Here is an 18,741-nt window from a genome sequence, read left to right on the forward strand (position 1 = left end):
CGGCCAGGACGGCCTTCGGGCCCCGGCCGCGGTTGCGCGCCCCGGCGAACCGCCTAGGCTGACACGGAAGGAACGCCGTTCATGGACGACGAGGTCCGCACCCCGAACGAAGCAGCCCCGATCCCGGCCGCCCCGGCACAGCCCGTCCGCGACGACGGGGTGAACCGCCGGACGGTGCTGCGGATGGTCTCCGCCGCCGGGGTGCTGGTCGCGCCGATCCCGGCCGCTCCGCTGCTCACCGCGGGCCGGGCGGCCGCCGAGGAGGTGCCCGTGTCCAGGCCCTTGCCCGGTCCGGTACCCGGGTCCGCTGCCAGGGCGACGCCGGGGGCGGTGCCCGGACCCGTGCCCGGGATCGTCAAACCGCTGCCCGCCGAGTGGTTCGTGCCGCACGGCACCAACGCCGAGATGCGCTGGGACGCCTTCCGCGACGCCGAAGGCGATGCCGTCGTCGGCCGCCACGTGCCGGTGGAGCGGTTCTTCGTCCGCAACCACACCAGCACCCCGCTGATCGACCCCGACACCTGGAGCCTCAAGCTCTTCGGCAGCGCTCTGCGCGGTGCCCCGACGGCCGAGCACCCGGTCGAGTTCGGCCTGGACGACCTGCGGGAGCTGCCGTCCACCCGGATCAGCGCGCTGATCGAGTGCGCCGGCAACGCCCGCAGCTACTACCTCAAGCAGCAGAACCAGTCCGTCCCGGGCACGCCGTGGACGCTCGGCGGCGTCGGCTCGGCGAGCTGGCGGGGCGTCCGGCTGGCCGAGGTGCTGCGGGCCGCCGGGCTGACCGGGGCGGCGGTGGACGTGCTGCCCACCGGCCTGGACCCGGACTACGTCGTCGGCGGCACCAACTACGGCCCGGTGCGCCGCCCGCTGCCGATCGCCAAGGCGTTGGACGACGTCCTGCTCGCGTACGAGATGAACGGCGAGCCGCTGACCCCGGACCACGGCGCCCCGGCCCGGCTGGTGGTGCCCGGCTGGGTGGGCATCGCCTCGATCAAGTGGGTCGGCAGCGTGGAGGTCGCCGCCCATCGGCTGTACTCGCCGTGGAACACCGACTTCTACCGGATGTTCGGCCCGGACTACCCGCCGGGCGGCGGCGACCCGCTCACCGAGCAGGTGGTCAAGAGCGCCTTCGAGCTGGCTGCGGGGGTGCGGCTGGAGGCGGGCCGTGAGCACCGGCTGTACGGGCGCTCGTGGTCCGGGGCGGCGGCGGTGCGCCGGGTCGAGGTGAGCGCCGACGGCGGCCGGTCCTGGCGGCGCGCCGAACTGCGCGACGAGCCAAGGGCCGACGGCTGGGTGCGCTGGAGCATCGACTGGCGCCCCGAGCGGCCCGGCCCGTACGAGCTGCGCGCCCGCACGACGGACCGCCGGGGCAACACCCAGCCCGAGCGGGCGGTGTTCAACCGGGAGGGCTACCTGTTCGGTGCGGTGGTGGCCCACCCGGTGACGGTGGTCTGAGCCGCGCCGGTGCTTGAGCCGTGCCGGTGGGCCGGGCCGCGCCGGCCCACCGGCCGACGAGCCCGGCCCGCCAGCCGACGAGCCCGGCCCACCGGTCGGGGCTCAGCCGGTGGACTGGACCTCGTACGGGGCGGGGTACCGCGTCTCGTACGGAGTGAGCACCAGCCGCACCACGTCCTCCAGACGCCGCCGGGCGTCCCCGAGGGTGGTGCGGCCGGTCACCCAGGCGGTCAGCTCGCCCTGCCAGGCGTGGGCGACGATGTGCCGCACCAGGTCGCTCGCGGCGGCCGGCACCTCGGTCGTCACGGCCTGCAGGGCGGTGCTGTCGGCCCGGGCCATGCCTTGCAGGGCCTCGCTGGCGAACGGGTCGGTGGAGGCGGCCACGGCCACCCTCAGCCGGGCGAGTTCGGGCTGCCGCTGGTAGGCCCGCATCCCGCCCCGGACGAACCTGACCGCCCGGTCGGTGGCCCCCAGCCCGGATCTCGGCCCGCGCAGCTCGGCCACGAGGTCGGCCAGCAGCAGGCGATGCCACTCGGCGATCGCCGCCGCCAGGAGATGGTCCTTGGAGGAGAAGTAGCGGTACGCCGTCCCCAGGGCGACTCCGGACCGCTCGCAGACCTGCTTCATCTGCATCCGCTCGACGCCGATCTCGTTCACCAGGGCGAGCGCGGCCGCGATCAGGCTTTCGCGGCGTTCGAGCTGACGCGGAGACATCGCCTCCACCGGCCGTGGTGACAGGTCAACCTTGGTCACCCGCACCATGATACGGGCCGGGGCCGCTCAGGAGTATGACGCCGTCCGGCCCCCTTCCGTTCGTCGGGGAGTCACCGGGGCGCCCCGGGGGCCGGGCCTGCTGGCCGGACCTGCTAGCCGAGCCTGCGGACCAGGGCCTCCTGGACGGCGGAGGCGACCAGTCGGCCGTCCAGGTCGTAGAACTCGCCGAGCGTCAGGCCGCGGCCGTCCGAGGAGGTCGGGCTGCGCTGGGCGAACAGCAGCCAGTCGTCGGCCCGGAACGGGCGGTGGAACCAGAGCGCGTGGTCCAGCGAGGCCAGCAGCAGCCGGGGCGGCCCGGGGCGCTGGAAGAAGTTCGGCTGCTCGTTCAGCCCGGCGGTGGAGGCCAGGGTGAGGTCGGCCAGGTAGGTGAGGGCACCGGCGTGCGCCAGCGGGTCGTCCTCCGGGAGCGGCGTGGTGGTGCGCAGCCAGACGAACTGCTGCGGCATCCCGGGGACGGCCGGCGGGAGCCCCGGGGAGTCCGGCGGCACGAAGCGCAGCTCGAGATCGCGGAACCCGCTCGACTTCCGTGCCGCCTCGCGCAGTTTCCCGGGCCAGCCGGAGAGCGCGTCGGGCAGGGACTCCGGGGCGGGCACCGGGGGCATGCCGCGGTGGCGCTCGTCGGTCGACTCGGGGCGTTTGAAGGAGGCGGTGAGGGTGAAGATCTCCTGCTCCTCCTGGACCGCCCGGACCCTGCGGGCGGAGTAGGTCACCCCCTCGCGCAGCCGCTCGACCTCGTACGTGATCGGCCGGGTCGGGTCGGCGGGCAGGAGGAAGTAGCTGTGCAGGGAGTGCACCGTGCGCTGCGCCTTGCAGGTGCGTCCGGCGGCGACGAGGGCCTGGGCGGCGACGTGGCCGCCGAAGGCGCGCGTGGGGGCGCCCTCGTGGCACTGGCCCCGGAACGTGTTCTCGTTCAGCTGCTCGATCTCCAGCAGCCCGGCGAAGGAGGTGGCCGGGCTGTGCTCCTGTTCGGCCGGGATCTGCTGTTCAGTCAGGTCGGTCACGGGCCCATAGTGGCAGAAGCCAACCGTGCGGCGATGTGACCTGGGTAACGCCCGGGGGCTTGGAGGGTGGATAGAACACGTTTCAGTTGGTGGTCGGTGCGCCGGATTGTCAGTGTCCTCACCTAGCGTGCTCGGCATGACGCAATCCGCACACGCGTACGCCTATCTGCGTCCGTCCGCCGTCCTGGACGGCGCCGACGGCCGCAGCCTCGATCTGGCCACCTCCGGCGGTGCCACCCCGCTCGGCGCCGCCGCCAACCCGCGCTTCTTCGCGGGCTTCCTGGCCGATCCGGCGCCGGCCGCCGCCGCGCTGCTCGCGGTCGCGGACGTCGCCGCCGCGCGCTACCACCAGCCGCAGCTGCGCGCCTCGCTCGACCCGGTGGTCACCGCCAACGGGGACCGGCTGCGCTTCGAGTCCTTCTCGGGCTGCTGCGGCGTCTACGCCCGGCTCGACGTGCTCCGGGCCGGGCTGGACGGGGACGAGATCGGCCACGGCACCACCAACGTGGACGTCAACAACCCGCTGCGCGAGGCGCTGACCAGGATCGGCCCCGCCGACCCGCTGCACCTCGCGGTCGGGCCGGACGCGCTGGAGGTCACCGGTTTCGACGGGCCGCTGGTCGAGAAGAAGGTCCCGCTGCCGGAGCGCTGGCTGCGCGGCTTCGCCGAGACCCAGGTCGTCGCGGCCGGCTTCGAGCCGCGCGCCGAGCTGCCCGCCGCCGAGGCCGTCCGGTTCCTGCGCTCGCTTCCGCGTTCCGGGCGCGGCGGGCGGGCCGGCGTCGGCTGGGTCGTCCCGGCCGGCAAGGCCCTGCGGCCGACCACCCGGCCGGTGCCGGGCGCGGTCTGCCTGCCCGGGCCCGAGCGGCTGGTGGCGCTCCAGCGGGTGCTGCGGCACGCGCTCGCCCTGCGGGTGTACGGGCCGGTGGCGGCCGGGGAGCCGACCGCCTCCGCCTGGGAGGCGGTGCTGCCCGGCATGCGGCTGACCCTGACGCTGTCGCCCGACGCCTCCCGGGGCTTCTCCGGCGAGGGCGGGGTGCTGGACTCGCTCGCCACCGGAACGGCCGAGCGGGACGCCGAGCTGATCGCGGTGCTGCTCGCCTGGGAGCCCCGGATCGAGGTCGGGGACCTCGCCGCCCAGTCCGGGCTGAGCCCCGAGCGGGTCCGCGCCGCGCTCACCCGGCTGGGCACCGCCGGGCAGATCGGGTACGACACCGCCGAGGCCGCGTACTTCCACCGGCAGCTCCCGTACGACGCCGGGCGGGCCGAGGCGGCCAATCCCCGGCTGCGGGCCGCCCGGGCACTGGTCGAGGCGGGCGCGGTGCGGGTGGAGGCGGGCGGGGCGACGGCCGTCGTCACGGTGGACGACCACATCCAGCGGGTCCGGACGGACGAGTCGGGGCGGCTGAGCTGCACCTGCCTGTGGTGGGGCAAGTACCGGGGCGGACGCGGGCCGTGCAAGCACGCGCTGGCGGTCGGGATGGTGCGGGACTCGGCCGCCGGGACCGCGGAGGCGAAGGGGGCCGGAGCGTGAGTCGGACCGGGAACAGCAGCGTGAACCGGGCCGACAGTACGACTGCGGGTGCCGACCGGCACGGTCCGGTCGACGAACTGCTGACGGCCGTCCGGTCCGGACGGCTCGCGCGGATACCGGAGCTGCTCGCCGCCCTGGACGCGGTCCAGCGGCGGAACTGCCTGCCCGCCCTCAAGGAGCTGCGCAGGGAACTGCGCCAGGAGTGGTCGCGGGAGGCCGTCGAGGCCAGGGCCAGGCTGCTGGTGGCCGGGGCGGGCTGCCACGCCGGCCCGGCCGGCGCCGCCACCTGGCTGGCGGGCAGTGACTTCAGCGGCCGCCAGTGGGCCCGGAACTCCGTGCTGCACCAGGTCATCGAGGCGCAGCCGGTGGAGTGGCAGGTCGAGGTGGTCACCCGGCTCGCCGCCCGGCCGACCCGCTCCTGGGGTTCGACGATGTACCCGGTGATCGAGGCCGTGGTCCGGCGCACCGGCTGCGAGGTGCCGCGCTCGGAGTCCTTCGTCCGGGGCTGGATGGACCGTGCCGAGGACCTGGGCGGCGCGCGTCCGACGCTGGCCCAGAAGGTTCGCGAGGACGGCTTCACCCCGGTCCTGCTGCCCGAGGTGTTCGAACTCGCGGACGTCGGCTGGCAGCTGACCTGCCGGTACAGCCCGCGCCCCGGCGACGTCTGGACGGAGGCGATCGGCGATCTGGCCGCGGCCGGCGTGGTGGACCGGGCCGAACTGCTCGACCGCTGCCTGGCCCGGCTGCTGCGCGGCGGCAAACCGGCAGACCAGCGGGCCTTCCTGGAGGTGCTGCGGGCGCTCGACCCGACGCCCGAGGAGTACGCGGCCCGGGTGCGCGACGTGGTGGCGCTCGTGGACGGCCTGTCGGTGCTCGCCGGGCACGCCCAAGAGGTGCTCGCCGGGCTGGACGAGGCCGGGCTGATCGAGCCCGAGGTGCTCACCGAGGCCTCGGCCGTGGTGCTGTTCCGCAGCGAGAAGAAGCTGGTCCGCGCCCAGCTGGCCTGGCTGGAGAAGGCCGCCCGGCGCTCGCCCGAACGCTCCGGCCCGGTGGTGCTGGCCGCGGCCGAGGCCTTCGGGCACCCGGACACGGCCCTCCAGGCACGGGCGCTGAACGTGGTGGCCCGTCACCTGAAGGCGGCGGGGACGGCGGTGGTGGCGGAGCTGCGAAGCGCTGCCGAGACGTTGAACCCGGTCCACCACCGGCGCGCGGGCGAGCTGTTCGGTGCGCCGGACGGCGACGGCGAGGACGATCCCGACACCGGGTGGAACGAACTCCTCCCCCCGGCCCCCGGGCCGCGCCCGCTCGGCGCGCCGATCGCCTCGGCGGCCGAACTCGCGGAGGAGCTGTCGGCCCTGCTCGCCGCGCGCGAGCCCGGCGTGGCGGCCTTCGAACGGGTGCTGGACGGGCTGGTCCGGCTGACCCACCTGGACCGGAAGGCGTTGGCCGAGGCGGTGGAGCCGGTCCGCCGGGCGCACCCGTGGAGCGGCACCGGCAGCTGGGGGGACTGCGCGCCCCGGGAGATCCTCTACGTGGTCGCCGCGGTGGCCGGCGAGACGCCGCCCTGGAAGCTCTGGGACTACCTCGGCGGTGCGGGCCGCCACAAGCTGAGCGGCCCGCGCACCACGGTGCACGGGGCGGTCCTCGCCGCCCGGCTGGAGGAGGTGGCCTGGCACACCGTCCAGGCCCCGCTGCCGTACCTGCTCGCGACCCCGACCGACGCCACCGGCGCCCTGGAGGCGGCCGTGCTGGTCGAGCGGATCGCGGGGTACGAGGCGGCGGACGTCAAGCCGGGGAAGGCCGACCTCTCCCAGGCCCTGCTGCGGGTCGGCGCCGCGGACGAGGTGGTGCTGGCGGCGGCCGAGGAGCTCGGTTCCCCGGCCGGGCGCCGGGTGGCGCACTGGCTGCGCACCGGCGGTCTGCCCGGGCAGCCGTCCGAGCGGGTGCTGTTCGCGCCCGGCAAGGGGCTGCGGCGCGCCAACGTGTACGGGGACCGCTGGTGGGAGGAGGTCGAGCGGATCGCCGTGGCCCAGCCGGGCATCGGCGCCGGGCCGAAGGGGCCGGGCGGCGAGCGGCTGTCGGCCGAGCTGCGGGCGCTGCTGGACGGCACCGAGCCCAGCGTCGCCCGGGCCCGCACGGTGTACGACTGGAGCCGGCGGCCCGTCGAGCACTGGTTCGCGATGCTCCCGTGGCACCGGGAGGAGCTGGCCGCGCGCTGGCTCGACCCCTTCGCCGAGGGCGCCGACCGGGACGAGCGCGGCGCCGCCCGTCACCTTCCGCTGCTCGCCGAGGCGGGCGGTCCGGCCGGGCTCGCGCTGCACCTGGCGCTGGCCTACGGCCTGGGCGCCCGGCACACCGAGGACCGGACGGCGGCGGTGGACGCCCTGCTGGTGCTCGCCGCGCGCGGCGACCTGGACGGCGCGCTGCTCGGGCGGGAGCTGGGCGCCCTGGTGGCCTGCGGCACGGTGATGGCAGGTCGACTGGGGGCGGCGCTCGCCCTTGCGGCGGAGACCGGGGCCCGGGCGACGGTCTGGTCGGTGCTCGGGCCGGCCCTGCCGGGCCTGCTGGGGGAGGCCGACCCGTCGACGCGCGGGCTGGGCGACCTGATCGCGCTGGCCGCCGACTGTGCCCGGCGTACGGGCGCCCGCGGGCCGGTCGCCGAGGTGACGGCGATGGCCGAGCGCGCGGGCTCGGGCCGGGTGGTCAAGGAGGCCCGGGCGCTGCGGGACGTTCTCGCGGGCTGAGGGGGTGGGTGGGGGCTGACGGCGGACGGATGTCGGCTGACGACTTTCAGCGAACAGATTTTGAAATCTGTTCGCTGAAAGTCGTCGTCTGTTCGCGCCCATCGGCAGCCCCCACGGCCCCCGCGGCCCCCGCAGCCCCCGCAGCCTCCGTCCCCGACCGCTCGCCGGCCAGCGGCGGAATGCCGCGCGGGGTGGCGGCGACGGCCCGCCACCACAGCCGCAGGGCGGGCGGGTCGGCGGGCTCGAAGGGCTTGCCGGGACGGGGCACCGCGAGCCGGGCGCCGAGCGCCTGGGCGGCGGCGACCACCCGCTCGGCGGGCTCGTCCCAGGGGTGCAGCGCGAGGTTGAAGGTGCACCAGTGGATCGGCAGCAGCAGCTCGCCGCCCAGATCCAGGTGCGCCCGCACACCCTCCTCGGGGGTCATGTGCACCTCGGGCCAGAAGTCGCTGTACGCGCCGACCTGCATCATCGTCGCGTCGAACGGGCCGAGCCGCCGGCCGATCTCGGCGAAGCCGGGGAAGTAGCCGGTGTCCCCGCTGTGGAAGATCCGCTGCCCGCCACCGGCGACCACCCAGGACGCCCACAGGAACAGCGCGCTGGTGCGCGGCCCACGGCTGCAGTAGTGACGGGCCGGCGTGGCGGTCAGCGTCAGTCCGGCGACCTCGGCCGACTCCCACCAGTCCAGTTCGACGATCCGCTCGACCGGGACGCCCCAGTGCTCCAGGTGCGCACCGACCCCGAGCGGGACGGCGAACACCGCGCCCGTCCCGATCAGCGCCCGGACGGTGCCCATGTCGAGGTGGTCGTAGTGGTCGTGGGAGACCACCACCACGTCCACCGGCCCGAGTTCGGACAGCGGCAGCGGCACCGGGTGCAGCCGCTTGGGTCCGGTCCAGGAGAACGGGGAGCAGCGCTCGCCCCAGACCGGGTCGAGCAGGACCCGCCGTCCGCCGATCTCGGCCAGGACCGTGGCGTGCCCCAGCCAGGTCAGCCGCAGCCCGGATTCCGGCGGTGCGGCCAGGTCGCCGGGGAGCAGCCGGTGCACCGGCACGGCGGCGGTCGGCGCGCGGCGGGCCTTGTCCCCGGCCAGCTGGGCGCGGGTGATCTCCAGCGGGCTGCGCTCGTACACCAGGCGGCGGGTGGGCACCGGGTTGCGGAAGGCGCCGTCGGCGAACTGCGGGGAGCGGCGGATGCGGGCCAGCCGCTCGCCCCGGGGCTCGGCGCCGAAGGCGTCGGTCCGGATCCGGTGCCAGGCGGCCCGGGGCAGTCCGGCCAGTCCGGGTACGGCGCGCTCGGCGGCGGGGTCGGTGGACGGCGGGACGAACAGCGCGGACAGACCGGCGAGGCGGGAGAACCACGGGGCGGGGCGGGGCACGGCTCCTCCAGGGACGGTCACGGCTACCGGGCGTGCCGGGGCGCGCAGCGCAGTGGCTCATGGGGCTGCTGCGGTACGACAACCATCTCGTCGGAGGTTACTCGCCATGGGCCGTCCGGACCTGGTGGAGGGCCCGGCGCGGTCCAATCGGCGTATCCGGGAGGGCGGCGCGGGCCGGAGCCCGGGTCCCGCTCGGCTCTCCCCGCGGCACCCGCCCCGGCACCCGCCGGGTCCTGGTCCGGCTCCGGCGCGTCAGGCGTAGAAGCGGGTGATCGTCTCCGCGACGCAGTGCGGCTTGGCGCTCCGCTCGCTGGTCACGGTGAACCGCACCACGGCCTGGACCCCGCCCGGCACCTCGGTGGCCGAGACCAGCTCGGCGGTGGCCCGGACCGCCGTGCCCACCGGCACCGGCGCCGGGAAACGCACCTTGTCGGAGCCGTAGTTCAGCGCCATCCGTACGCCCTCGACGGTGTAGCACTCCTTCGCCAGCACCGGGATCATCGACTGGGTCAGGTAGCCGTGCGCGATCGTCGAGCCGAACTGGCTCTCCTTGGCCCGCTCCGGGTCCACGTGGATCCACTGGTGGTCACCCGTCGCCTCGGCGAACAGGTCGATCTGCCGCTGCTCTATGGTGTGCCACTGGCTGGTGCCCAGCTCGGTGCCGACGGCGGCGGTCAGCTCGGCGAGGGAGGCGAAGGTCGTCACGGTGCGCTCCTGGTGGGGACGGGCCCGGGGAGGGATCAGGACGCCGGAAGCGTATGCCTACCCACCGGTATCTGTCAGGAGCCGAACGGAAATCCGGTGTTCGCGGACGGGGTGCTCGCCTGCCCGGCGCTCATCCGCCCGGTGCTCGCCTGCCCGGTGCTCGCCTGCCCGGCGCTCATCTGCCGCCGCGTCCGGCGGCCCGGGGCGCCCGGCCCGGTCGGGAACAGCCGGCGGCCGCTGACCAGCTCCGGCACCAGCGCGATGAACAGCGGCTCCGGATCGCCCACCCAGGGCCGCAGGCCGGAGCGCAGCACCCGTCGGACCTGCTCGGGATCGCTCACCACGTCGGCCCGCCCGTGCACCAGTACGCTCCACCCGGTGCGGGTGACCGGGTCCAGCAGATCCGCCTGGAAGGCCACCACCGTGCCGTCAAGCCCGCGCGCGGTGGCACTTCCCCGGCGTACGGCGAGCACCAGCCGCCCGTCCAGGACCTCGAAGGAGACCGGCAGGACGGCCGGCAGTGCGTGCTCGGTGTACACCACGCGCCCGACGGGCACGGTGCTGAGCAGCCGCAGGCACTCGGCCTCGCTCAGGGTCTCCACACGGTCCTCACGCTCCATGCGTCCGATCGTCCTCGGTCGGTGCGCGCATCGATAGGGCCCATGGTCCCTGAGCGGGCGGGCCGGGAGCCCCGTCGGAGGCGGCTCGGGGCGGTAGCCTGCCCGGCGGGTGGAGAAATGGTGCAGGAGGGGGACGGCCGGATGGCGGGCGGGGTCGATCTGGTGGTGATCGGGGCGGACGGCGGGCCCGACCGAGCCTTCGGGGGTGCGGCGCTCGCGCCGGACGGCGCCCGGCTGCTCGCCGAGGTGCTGCCCGGGATGTGCTTCGACACCGGCGCGGCCGGCTGCCGGGTCACCACGGTGGCGCCGGACGCGGACGCCAACGCGATGCTCACCGCCGTCCGGGACGCCGCCCAGCACCCCGGCCGCTGGCTGCTGGTCTGCCTGGTCGGCCAGCTGGTGGTCGATCCGCGCGGGCGACGGCTGGCCCTGGTCACCGCCGGGAGCACCGCCGACAACGCCTACCGCCGGGGCCTGGCCTGGGACTGGGTGGTCAGCGCGATGGTGCACGGGGACCAGGAGGAGGCGCTGCTGCTGGTCGACGCGGTGGTCGACCGCGACAGCTGGGCGGCATTGGAGCGCGGCGAGGACGGCGCGGGCGAACTGCTGAGCTACTCGAGGGTTCCGCTGTGGGGCCGGATCGGCCGCCATGCCCCGGGCAGCCGCTACGCGCCGGGCAGACGCGGCCGGGACGCCGTCCTGCCGGGCGGGGAGGGCTCGTTCAGCCGGGCCCTGACCACCGTCCTGCGCCAGGGCGTCCCGGGTGCCCCTGCGGCCGTCGCCCCGCTCGATCTCCAGCCGGCCGTGGCCGCGCTGACGGACGGTGGAGAAGCGTCCGGTAGTTCGGGTGCGCCCGGCGCGCGCCTGCTCGTTCCGCCACACGCCGGGCGGCTCCTGATGCGCAATCGGGCCGCGGTTCGGGGCGCATTGGCCGGATTGTCGCTTTCCGAAGAACTGTTGGCCGTTCTGTGGCGGGAAAGTGCCCCGACGGAACCTCCTTCCGCGTAAGGTCAGGGGGCCTGAGGTGTTGCCGTGATGGGGTGGGTTGGCGAAGAATCGATCCTCAGCGGAAACACCGGCGGGACGGCGGAATTCTCCTGGCGGCCGTGGATCACGGATCGGGTCGGTCGCAACGAGGTGGGGCCATGCGGCAGCGCGGAAATGTGTTGCGCCCAGGGGCGGTTGGGGTCGGTGGGGCGGTTCTGGTGTTGCTGCTCGGTGCTTGTGCGAGCGGTGGTGCGGGCGGTTCCGTCGATCGCATCGGGTCGGCCGCGCCCACTGTCGCGGGAGTGGACCCGCTAACTCCTTCGAGTGGTCCGGTAAACGGCTCGATCGCGCCGACCAGCGGTCCGGAAGGGGCCATGGGACGGCTGGCCCTGAAGGCGTATCAGGACTGGTGGCAGGCCCAGGCCCAGGTCTTCGGGCACTCGGATTCGGACGCTTACGGACTGGAGCAGTACTCCTCCGGTCGTGCGCTGTCCGACAGCCTGGTCAGCCTCCGGCAACTGCGCGACGCCAAAGTGGTGATGACCGGGACTCCGCGCAATTCCGCGGTGGTCAAGGCCATCGATCTCAAAGCCGATCCGCAAACCGCCGTGATCGAGGACTGCGTCGACCTGTCGGGCTGGCACCGCGTCGATGCCGTCACCGGGGCCGCCAAGGATCCCGGAACACGTCTGAACCGGTACGTCGGGACCGCCTCCCTGCGCTGGTTCCAGGCGCATTGGCTGATCTACGACTTCAAACGGGAGGTGGACCGGACATGCTGAACGCGCGGAAACCGGCCCGGCGAATCGCGATCGCCGCGTCGATGTCGGCCGGACTGCTGCTGTCCTCGGCCGTCAACGCGACCGCGGACGAACCGCCGGGCGGCGGCGCCGAGCAGTGCTACCCGAACGTGATCTGCATAGACGTCAATTCCGGCGGATCGACCACGACGCCCGGCGGAACGACGCATGGCGGTGGCGGCGGTTCGGACACCGGCCCGCAGCTGTGCAGCTACCACGAGGTCGCGTGGGCCTGCCACGACCCCCAGCTGGGCTGGTTCAACAGCGACAAGGGCTGCTACTTCCGCGCGTTGGACAACCCGCCGCCCGCGGGCGACCCGGCGTGGGAAGGCCACGACCCGAAGGACGGCATGCTCTACACGAAGGTCTGTCCGCAGACCGACGGCGGCCAGGGCGGCGCGGAGATCGTCTTCGAGGCCACCGTGCCGGGCGGACAGAACGTCAACGCCGAGGCCATGGCCATCCAGAGGGCCTACGACCAGGTCCGCTTCCGGCCGCCGGTGGGCCGGGCCGCGCCCCAGGCCACGGCGGTGGTCAACGCCCCGGTCTGGCTCTGGGCGGACGACGCCAGCCTGCCCGCCCCGGGCAACGCGTCGGTCGGGGGCGTCTCGGTCACCGTCACGCCCCGGCTGGTCCGGGCGGACTGGAGCTTCGGCGAGCACCTCCAGACCTCCTGCACCACGACCGGCACGCCGTACGACCCCAAGTACGGCGACGCGAAGTCCCCGGACTGCGGCTACGAGTTCAGGACCAGCTCGGCCCGCGAGAAGAACGGCGTCTTCAACGCCACGGTGACGATGCACTGGGAGGCCGCCGTGGTGGTCACCGGAGGGCCGAACCCGCGGAAGTTCACGATCCCGGGGATCAACCAGAGCAGCAAGCCCTTCGAGCTCAAGGTCGCCGAGATGCAGGTGCTCAACTGAGAGCGCCGGCGCGGCGATTCGCACACTGACCAGCCAGACGAGCCAGAGACGAACGAGGGAAGGGCGGAACCCGGTGGAGAACCGTACGTTCGCGACGCCGGGATCCGGCACCTCCGCGGGCGCGGCGTCGTCCGTGGCGATCCCGGAGCAGCAGGAGCAGGCGGGCCCGGGCAAGGGCCGGGGCCGGGCGGCCCCGCACGCGCCGGGGCGGACCATGGGGGCGCGGCGGCGGCGCCCGGCGGTGCTGGCGATGGCGGTCGCGCTGATCGCCGCCGGCGGGCTGGGCGGGGCCGTCCTCTACAACAGCACCGGCCAGCGGGTCGCGGTGCTGGCGCTGGCCCGGGACGTGCCCTGGGGCCAGGTGATCACCGAGGACGACCTGGTGGTCGCCCGGATCGCGGGGGACCCCGCGCTGCGCCCGGTGTCGGCGCAGGACCGGGCGAAGGCGGTCGGCATGCGGGCCGCCACCGACCTCAAGCGCGGTGCGATGCTCACCGGTTCCGACCTCGCGCAGGGCCTGTCGGTGCAGCCCGGCCAGATCGTGGTCGGGGTGTCGGCCAAGCGCACCCAGCTGCCCGCCAGCCGGCTCCAGCCCGGCGTGCAGCTGGTCGTGGTCTTCACCCCCGACAACGGCCGGGCCGACTCGCTGTCGGCCACGGTGATCACCGTCGGCCGGGTGGACACCGACGGCAGCCAGGTGATCGACGTGGCGGTCGGCGCCGCGGACGGTCCCCGGCTGGCGCAGTGGGTGGCGAGCGGGCGGATCCAGGTACTGCTCGCGCCGCGCGGTGCGGCAGCCGGCGGCGCCGCCGCGCCGGCCCCGGCACCGGGCGGTGCGCCCTCGGCCGGCGCCACCACGCCCGGGGGCGCGGCACCCGGAGCCACCGCGCCGGGGGCCGCGACGCCCGGCGCCGCCGCACCCGGGGCCCCGGCCGCGACGGGCGGAGCCTGATGGCCGTGATCGCGGTGGTCGGCGGCCCGGGCGCACCGGGAGCGACCACCACCGCCCTGGCGCTGCTGCTGTCCTGGCCGCTGCCGCCCGGCCGGCGGATCCTGCTGGTCGAGGCCGACCCGGACGGCGGCGCGGTGCTCGCCGGCGCCCTGGAGGGCCGGGTCGAGGCGGTGTACGGGCTGCGCAACCTGGCCGTCGCCGACCGGCGCGGACTGCTCACGCAGACCATCTGGGAGCAACTGATCGACCTCTCGCCCGAGGGCAACGCCGAACGGCTGCTGCTGCCCGGGCTGACCGACCCCGTCCAGGCACCCGGCCTCGCCTACACCTGGGAGCCGCTCGCCGAACTGCTGCACGGCGTGGAACAGCAGGGTTACGACGTCATCGTGGACCTCGGCCGCTCCGGCGCCACCGGCCACAGCGCGGTGCTGGCCCGCCGCGCCGACGCGGTGGTGGCGACGGTGCGCACCACGTTGCGCGGGCTGAGCTCGGTCCGGCCCCGGCTCGCCGCCCTGGCCGAGGACCTGGCCACCGCCGGCACCGGGGCGGACGCGCTCGGACTGCTGCTGGTCGCCGAGGGCCCGTACACCAGGGCGGAGGTGAGCCGCGAGCTCGGGCTGCCAGTGCTCGGGGTGCTGCCGCACGCCACCCGGACGGCGAAGGTGCTCTCCGACGGCGGGGACACCACCGACCGGCGGTTCGTCCGCTCGGAGCTCATGCGGACGGCGCGGTCGGCGGCGGACGAGGTGCAGCTGCTGATCCGCCGGCGGCGCCAGCGGCTCGCGCCGGGCGCCGTGCAGGACGCGGCGCCGGCCCAGCTGACGGCGGGCGGCCCGGCGGCGGGCCCGGTCGCGGCGGCGGTGCCGACGCCGCCGATACCGGCCCCGCCCGTGTCGATGGCGCCGCAGCCGTCGATGCCCGCGCCCGGGGTCGGGGCCGGGCCGCTGCCTTCGCCCGGGCCGGGCCCGTACGGGCAGCCGGGGTACGCCCAGCCGGGGCACGGTCAGTCGGGGTACGCCCAGCCGGGGCACGGCCAGGCGCCGTACCCGCCCGGAGGGTACGGCGCGGCGGGCCACGGCCAGTTCGCGCAGGGCCAGTTCGTGCAGGGCCAGTCCGTGCCCGGCGGCCCCGGCTACGGGCCGATGGACGGCGAGCAGCCCTCGTACACCCCGCCGCAGCCCGTACCGCCGGTGATCACCACCGGCCCGGTGGCGCCGCTGGCCGGGCTGGCGCCGCAGCCGGCCGCGCCGGCGCCGTTCCCGGCGCACGTCCAGTCCGCGCCGTACGGCGAGCAGGACGACCAGTACCACCTCCAGCAACCGATCGTGACGGACGGTCAGGACGAAGTGAACGGGCCGTACCCGCACAACCCCGGGGAGGTGCTCCGTGCGCGGTAGCCCCCTGCACCAGCGTCCCGCCTCCGATCCGGCCGCGCTGCCCTGGAGCGCACCGCTGCCCGGCCCGGTCGTCCCGCCGCACGGGTACCAGCCCGGCCCGGTCGCGCCCCAGCCCGTACCGGCGCAGCCCGTCGTGCCCCAGGCCGTTCCGTCCGGCGCGGCCGGGTCGGCCTCCGGGCCCACCGCCGTGCCCTCCCAGCTGCCCTCGCTGGACCTGCGCGGCTCCGCCACCCGGCCCGCCGTCGACCCGCAGGTCGCCCGCGAGCTCAAGCGCCAGGTCGCCGCCGAACTGCACCAGCAGATCACCCGGTTGACCGCCGCCTCCGGCTCCGATCCGGACCGTGCCACCCGCCGCCAGCGCGGCCGGGCGCTGATCGAGGAGGCCGTCGCCCGGTGGTCCGACGCGTATGCGCAGACCCACGGCATCCCGCCCACCCGGGAGCAGGACCGCGCCCTCGCCGAGGCCGTCTTCGACCTGCTGTTCCGGGCCGGGCGGCTCCAGCCCTACCTGGACGACCCGGAGATCGAGAACATCCTGATCAACGGCTGCGACGACGTCTGGGTCTCCAAGGTGCACCAACCCCTGCGCCAGGTGCCGCCGGTGGCCGAGAGCGACGCCGAACTCATCGAACTGCTCCAGGACCTGGCCCGCCAGCACGGCGGCGGCGAGCGCAGCCTGTCCACCGCCAGCCCGACCCTCGCGCTGCGGCTCGAGGGCGGCATGCGCCTCCAGGCGCTCACCGAGGTGACGCCCCGCCCGTACGTGGCGATCCGGCGCCACCGGGTGGCCTCGGCGACGCTGCCCGAGATGGTCGAACTCGGCACTCTGGACGCCACATTGGCGGCCTTCCTGGCCTCCGCGATCCGGGCCCGGAAGAACGTGATGATCACCGGCACCCAGGGCGTCGGCAAGACCAGCCTGCTGCGCGCGATGGCCGCCGAGATCCCGCCGGACGAGCGGATCGGCACCCTGGAGTCGGAGTTCGAACTCTGGCTGCACACCCTCGGCCACCTGCGCCAGGTCGTCCCGATGGAGGCCCGCGAGGGCAACGGCGAGCGCGTCGAGGGGCGCCTGGCCGGGGAGTTGACCATCGGCGACCTCATCCCGGCCGCGCTGCGCATGACGCTCTCCCGGATCATCGTCGGGGAGGTCCGCTCCGGCGAGGTCGTCCCGATGCTGCGGGTGATGACCAACGGCGAGGGCGGGTCGATGTGCACCCTGCACGCCCGCGGCCCGCACATGGTCGTCGACCGCATCGCCGAACTCTGCCTGGAGTACGGCTCGCACATGACCGACTCACTCGCCTACCGGCTCACCGCCAACGCCCTGGACCTCATCGTGCACGTCACCATGGTCGACGAGACCGCCGTCGGCGGCCGCCGGCACCGCTTCGTCTCCCACGTCCTGGAGGTCACCGGCCTCGGGGAGAGCGGCCGGCCCGCGCTGAACACCGTCTTCGGCCCCCGGCCGGACCTCGGTGAGCCGCGGGCCGTCCCGCACACCCCGCCGCAGTGCCTGGACGACCTGCGCCGGGCCGGCTTCGACGCCTCGCTGCTCGGCTCCCGGTACGGGAGTTGGGCCACCCCGCTCCAGCTGCGGATCGGCGGTGGCGCGCGGTGATGCTGCTCTTCGCCCTCTGCGGGCTGGCGGTCGCGGGCGGCCTGGTCGCCCTGGTGGTCTGGGCCCGCGGCAGCGAGCCCGGCGACGAGGACGGGGCCGAGCGGGAGCCCAACCCGCTGGCCGGCCGGCTCCACGTGTTCTGGTACGGCGCCCCCGGGACGGCCGCGCACCGGATGGTGCGGCTGCGCCGCGTCCAGCTGCCGCTCGCGCTCGCCGGCGCGCCGCTGGCCTGGCTCTTCACCGGCATCCCGCTGACCGCGCTGCTGGTGCCGCTGGCCGTCTTCGGCCTGCCCTGGCTGTTCGACACCACCCGCCCGGACACCCACCGGATCGAGCGGCTGGAGGCGCTCTCCGAGTGGACCCAGCGGATCGCCGACGTGCTGCTGCTCGGCGTCGGCCTCAACCAGGCCATCGTCACCAGCCGCCGCACCGCCCCGGCCGCCCTGGAGGACGAGATCGGCGAACTGGCCGCCCGACTGCAGGCCCGCTGGCGGCCCGAGGAGGCGCTGCGCGCCTTCGCCGACAGCCTCGCCGACGCCACCGCCGACAAGGTGCTCGCCGCGCTCGTGCTGCGGGCCGGGGACAGCGGCCCCGGCCTGGCCCGCACGCTCTCCGACATGGCCGACTCGGTGCGCGAGGAGGTCCGCCAGCGCCGGGCCATCGAGGCCGACCGGGCCAAGCACCGGACCACCATCCGCTGGCTGGTCGGCATCATCGTGCTGGTCGTCACCGTCGGCTCCTTCAACACCGAGTACACCCGGCCGTACGGGACCTTCCTCGGCCAGGTGGTGCTCGCCGTGGTGGCCGCCCTGTTCGTGGCGATCATCGCCTGGATGCGGGCGCTGGCCTCCCATCCGCCGGTACCCCGGTTGCTGGCGCCGGACCGGCGCAGCAGGAGCGGGCGACGGTCCGCCGCACCGGCGACCACGCCGGAGCCGACCGAGCAGCTCGGGGAGGTCCGGTGATCTCGCCCTGGTCCGTGCTGGCCGGAGCGGTCGCGGCCGGCGGCCTCGCCCTCCTGGTCGCCGAACTGCGGCCCGCGCCGCCGGACCTGCGCCAGGCGCTGGACCGGCTGCACGCCACCCCCGCCGACCGCGAGCAGGACCCGGACGAGCGGCCCCGCTGGTACGACCGGATCGGCGAGCGGTCCGTCCACCTGCGCGGGGTCTCCGTCCCGCGCCGTGAGCTCGCCCTGATCGGCCGCAGTCCGGCCCGGTTCATGGTGCACAAGCTGCTGTTCGCCGCGCTCGGCCTGCTGCTGCCCGCCTACCTGGGGGCGATGGCCGTGCTGATGGACACCGGCCTGCCGTTCGCGCTGCCGCTGGTCGCCGGGCCGCTGCTGGCCGGACTGCTCTGGTTCGTCCCGGACGCCATCGTGCGCGGCGAGGCCAAGGAGGCGCGCACCGAGTACCTGCACGGCATCGCCGCCTACCTGGAACTCGTCGCGATGGAGCGGGCCGCCGACTGCGGCCCCGCCGAGGCGCTGCGCCGGGCCGCCTCGGTCGGGCAGGGTGCGGTGTTCCGGCGGATCCGCGACGCCCTGGAGCGCGCGGCCACCGACCGGCTCCCCCCGTGGGCCGGACTCGACGCACTCGCCGAGGAGTTGGGGCTCAGTCCGCTCCAGGACGTGGCCGACATCATGCGGCTGTCCGGCACCGACGGCGCCGCCGTGTACGACACCCTGCGGGCCCGCGCCAAGGGCCTGCGCGGGGAACTGCTCGCCGAGGACCTCGCCCGTGCGAACGCCGACAGCGAGCGGATGGTCGCGCCCGGGGCCGCACTGACCCTGCTGATGACCGTCCTGATCGTCTTCCCCGCCCTGCACCAGATGCTCAACTGAACGATCTCCACGACCA

The 18,741-nt window shown here is 75.3% G+C and carries 16 protein-coding genes; 11 read left to right on the forward strand and 5 right to left on the reverse strand.

The genetic code is table 11. The features are described from left to right. Window positions 1-81 precede the first annotated feature (81 nt). Complete coding sequence (locus ABZ449_RS01795) at window positions 82-1,455, forward strand: sulfite oxidase (protein ID WP_360338375.1); 1,374 nt, start codon at window positions 82-84, stop codon at window positions 1,453-1,455. A gap of 102 nt (window positions 1,456-1,557) precedes the next feature. On the opposite strand, the gene ABZ449_RS01800 is transcribed toward ABZ449_RS01795, so the two are convergent. Continuing rightward, window positions 1,558-2,208 carry a TetR/AcrR family transcriptional regulator gene (locus ABZ449_RS01800; RefSeq protein ID WP_360338378.1) on the reverse strand — a complete coding sequence of 217 codons (651 nt, stop codon included), beginning with the start codon at window positions 2,206-2,208 and terminating at the stop codon, window positions 1,558-1,560. Window positions 2,209-2,321: 113 nt separating this feature from the next. Next, a complete protein-coding gene (locus ABZ449_RS01805; protein ID WP_360338381.1) occupies window positions 2,322-3,230 on the reverse strand; it encodes an acyl-CoA thioesterase II in 909 nt (302 codons plus the stop codon). Window positions 3,231-3,366: 136 nt separating this feature from the next. Here ABZ449_RS01805 and ABZ449_RS01810 point away from each other — a divergent pair, with 136 nt between their 5' ends. Together ABZ449_RS01810 and ABZ449_RS01815 are read left to right on the forward strand one after the other, a co-directional pair. Then, window positions 3,367-4,761 carry an SWIM zinc finger family protein gene (locus ABZ449_RS01810; RefSeq protein ID WP_360338384.1) on the forward strand — a complete coding sequence of 465 codons (1,395 nt, stop codon included), beginning with the start codon at window positions 3,367-3,369 and terminating at the stop codon, window positions 4,759-4,761. Further along, entirely contained in the window at window positions 4,758-7,505 is a 2,748-nt protein-coding gene (locus tag ABZ449_RS01815; protein ID WP_360338387.1) for a DUF6493 family protein, read from the forward strand. The genes ABZ449_RS01810 and ABZ449_RS01815 overlap by 4 nt, the downstream gene beginning before the upstream one ends. Window positions 7,506-7,551: 46 nt before the next feature. Here ABZ449_RS01815 and ABZ449_RS01820 read toward each other — a convergent pair whose 3' ends face one another. The 3 genes from ABZ449_RS01820 to ABZ449_RS01830 all read right to left on the reverse strand — a co-directional run bounded on the left by ABZ449_RS01820 (window position 7,552) and on the right by ABZ449_RS01830 (window position 10,205). Further along, window positions 7,552-8,781: an MBL fold metallo-hydrolase gene (locus ABZ449_RS01820; RefSeq protein ID WP_360338805.1), complete on the reverse strand. Its 1,230-nt coding sequence runs from the start codon at window positions 8,779-8,781 to the stop codon at window positions 7,552-7,554. Between the two features lie 351 nt (window positions 8,782-9,132). Then, window positions 9,133-9,585 (reverse strand): MaoC family dehydratase, encoded by a 453-nt coding sequence (locus tag ABZ449_RS01825; protein ID WP_360338390.1) that lies wholly within the window; start codon window positions 9,583-9,585, stop codon window positions 9,133-9,135. Window positions 9,586-9,659: 74 nt separating this feature from the next. Beyond that, window positions 9,660-10,205, reverse strand: a complete 546-nt coding sequence (locus tag ABZ449_RS01830) for a pyridoxamine 5'-phosphate oxidase family protein (RefSeq protein ID WP_360338393.1) — start codon at window positions 10,203-10,205, stop codon at window positions 9,660-9,662. Window positions 10,206-10,322: 117 nt separating this feature from the next. Here ABZ449_RS01830 and ABZ449_RS01835 point away from each other — a divergent pair, with 117 nt between their 5' ends. The 8 genes from ABZ449_RS01835 to ABZ449_RS01870 all read left to right on the forward strand — a co-directional run bounded on the left by ABZ449_RS01835 (window position 10,323) and on the right by ABZ449_RS01870 (window position 18,725). Further along, window positions 10,323-11,213, forward strand: a complete 891-nt coding sequence (locus ABZ449_RS01835; protein WP_360338396.1) for a hypothetical protein — start codon at window positions 10,323-10,325, stop codon at window positions 11,211-11,213. Between the two features lie 137 nt (window positions 11,214-11,350). Beyond that, the gene (locus ABZ449_RS01840; protein WP_360338399.1) at window positions 11,351-11,974 is read left to right on the forward strand and encodes a hypothetical protein; all 624 of its coding nucleotides are present in this window, start codon (window positions 11,351-11,353) and stop codon (window positions 11,972-11,974) included. Beyond that, complete coding sequence (locus tag ABZ449_RS01845) at window positions 11,968-12,915, forward strand: hypothetical protein (protein ID WP_360338402.1); 948 nt, start codon at window positions 11,968-11,970, stop codon at window positions 12,913-12,915. The genes ABZ449_RS01840 and ABZ449_RS01845 overlap by 7 nt, the downstream gene beginning before the upstream one ends. A gap of 73 nt (window positions 12,916-12,988) precedes the next feature. Next, window positions 12,989-13,867, forward strand: a complete 879-nt coding sequence (locus tag ABZ449_RS01850; RefSeq protein ID WP_360338405.1) for an SAF domain-containing protein — start codon at window positions 12,989-12,991, stop codon at window positions 13,865-13,867. Then, window positions 13,867-15,264: a hypothetical protein gene (locus ABZ449_RS01855; RefSeq protein WP_360338408.1), complete on the forward strand. Its 1,398-nt coding sequence runs from the start codon at window positions 13,867-13,869 to the stop codon at window positions 15,262-15,264. The genes ABZ449_RS01850 and ABZ449_RS01855 overlap by 1 nt, the downstream gene beginning before the upstream one ends. Beyond that, complete coding sequence (locus ABZ449_RS01860) at window positions 15,254-16,885, forward strand: ATPase, T2SS/T4P/T4SS family (RefSeq protein WP_360338411.1); 1,632 nt, start codon at window positions 15,254-15,256, stop codon at window positions 16,883-16,885. Before ABZ449_RS01855 ends, ABZ449_RS01860 begins: the two co-directional genes overlap by 11 nt. Further along, window positions 16,885-17,850 (forward strand): type II secretion system F family protein, encoded by a 966-nt coding sequence (locus ABZ449_RS01865; RefSeq protein WP_360338414.1) that lies wholly within the window; start codon window positions 16,885-16,887, stop codon window positions 17,848-17,850. Before ABZ449_RS01860 ends, ABZ449_RS01865 begins: the two co-directional genes overlap by 1 nt. Beyond that, on the forward strand, window positions 17,847-18,725 hold the full coding sequence (locus tag ABZ449_RS01870) for a hypothetical protein (RefSeq protein WP_360338417.1): 879 nt from the start codon (window positions 17,847-17,849) through the stop codon (window positions 18,723-18,725). Before ABZ449_RS01865 ends, ABZ449_RS01870 begins: the two co-directional genes overlap by 4 nt. The last annotated feature ends 16 nt before the right edge of the window (window positions 18,726-18,741 follow it).

It is taken from the genome of Kitasatospora sp. NPDC005856 (assembly GCF_040629945.1).
GTDB lineage: Bacteria > Actinomycetota > Actinomycetes > Streptomycetales > Streptomycetaceae > Kitasatospora.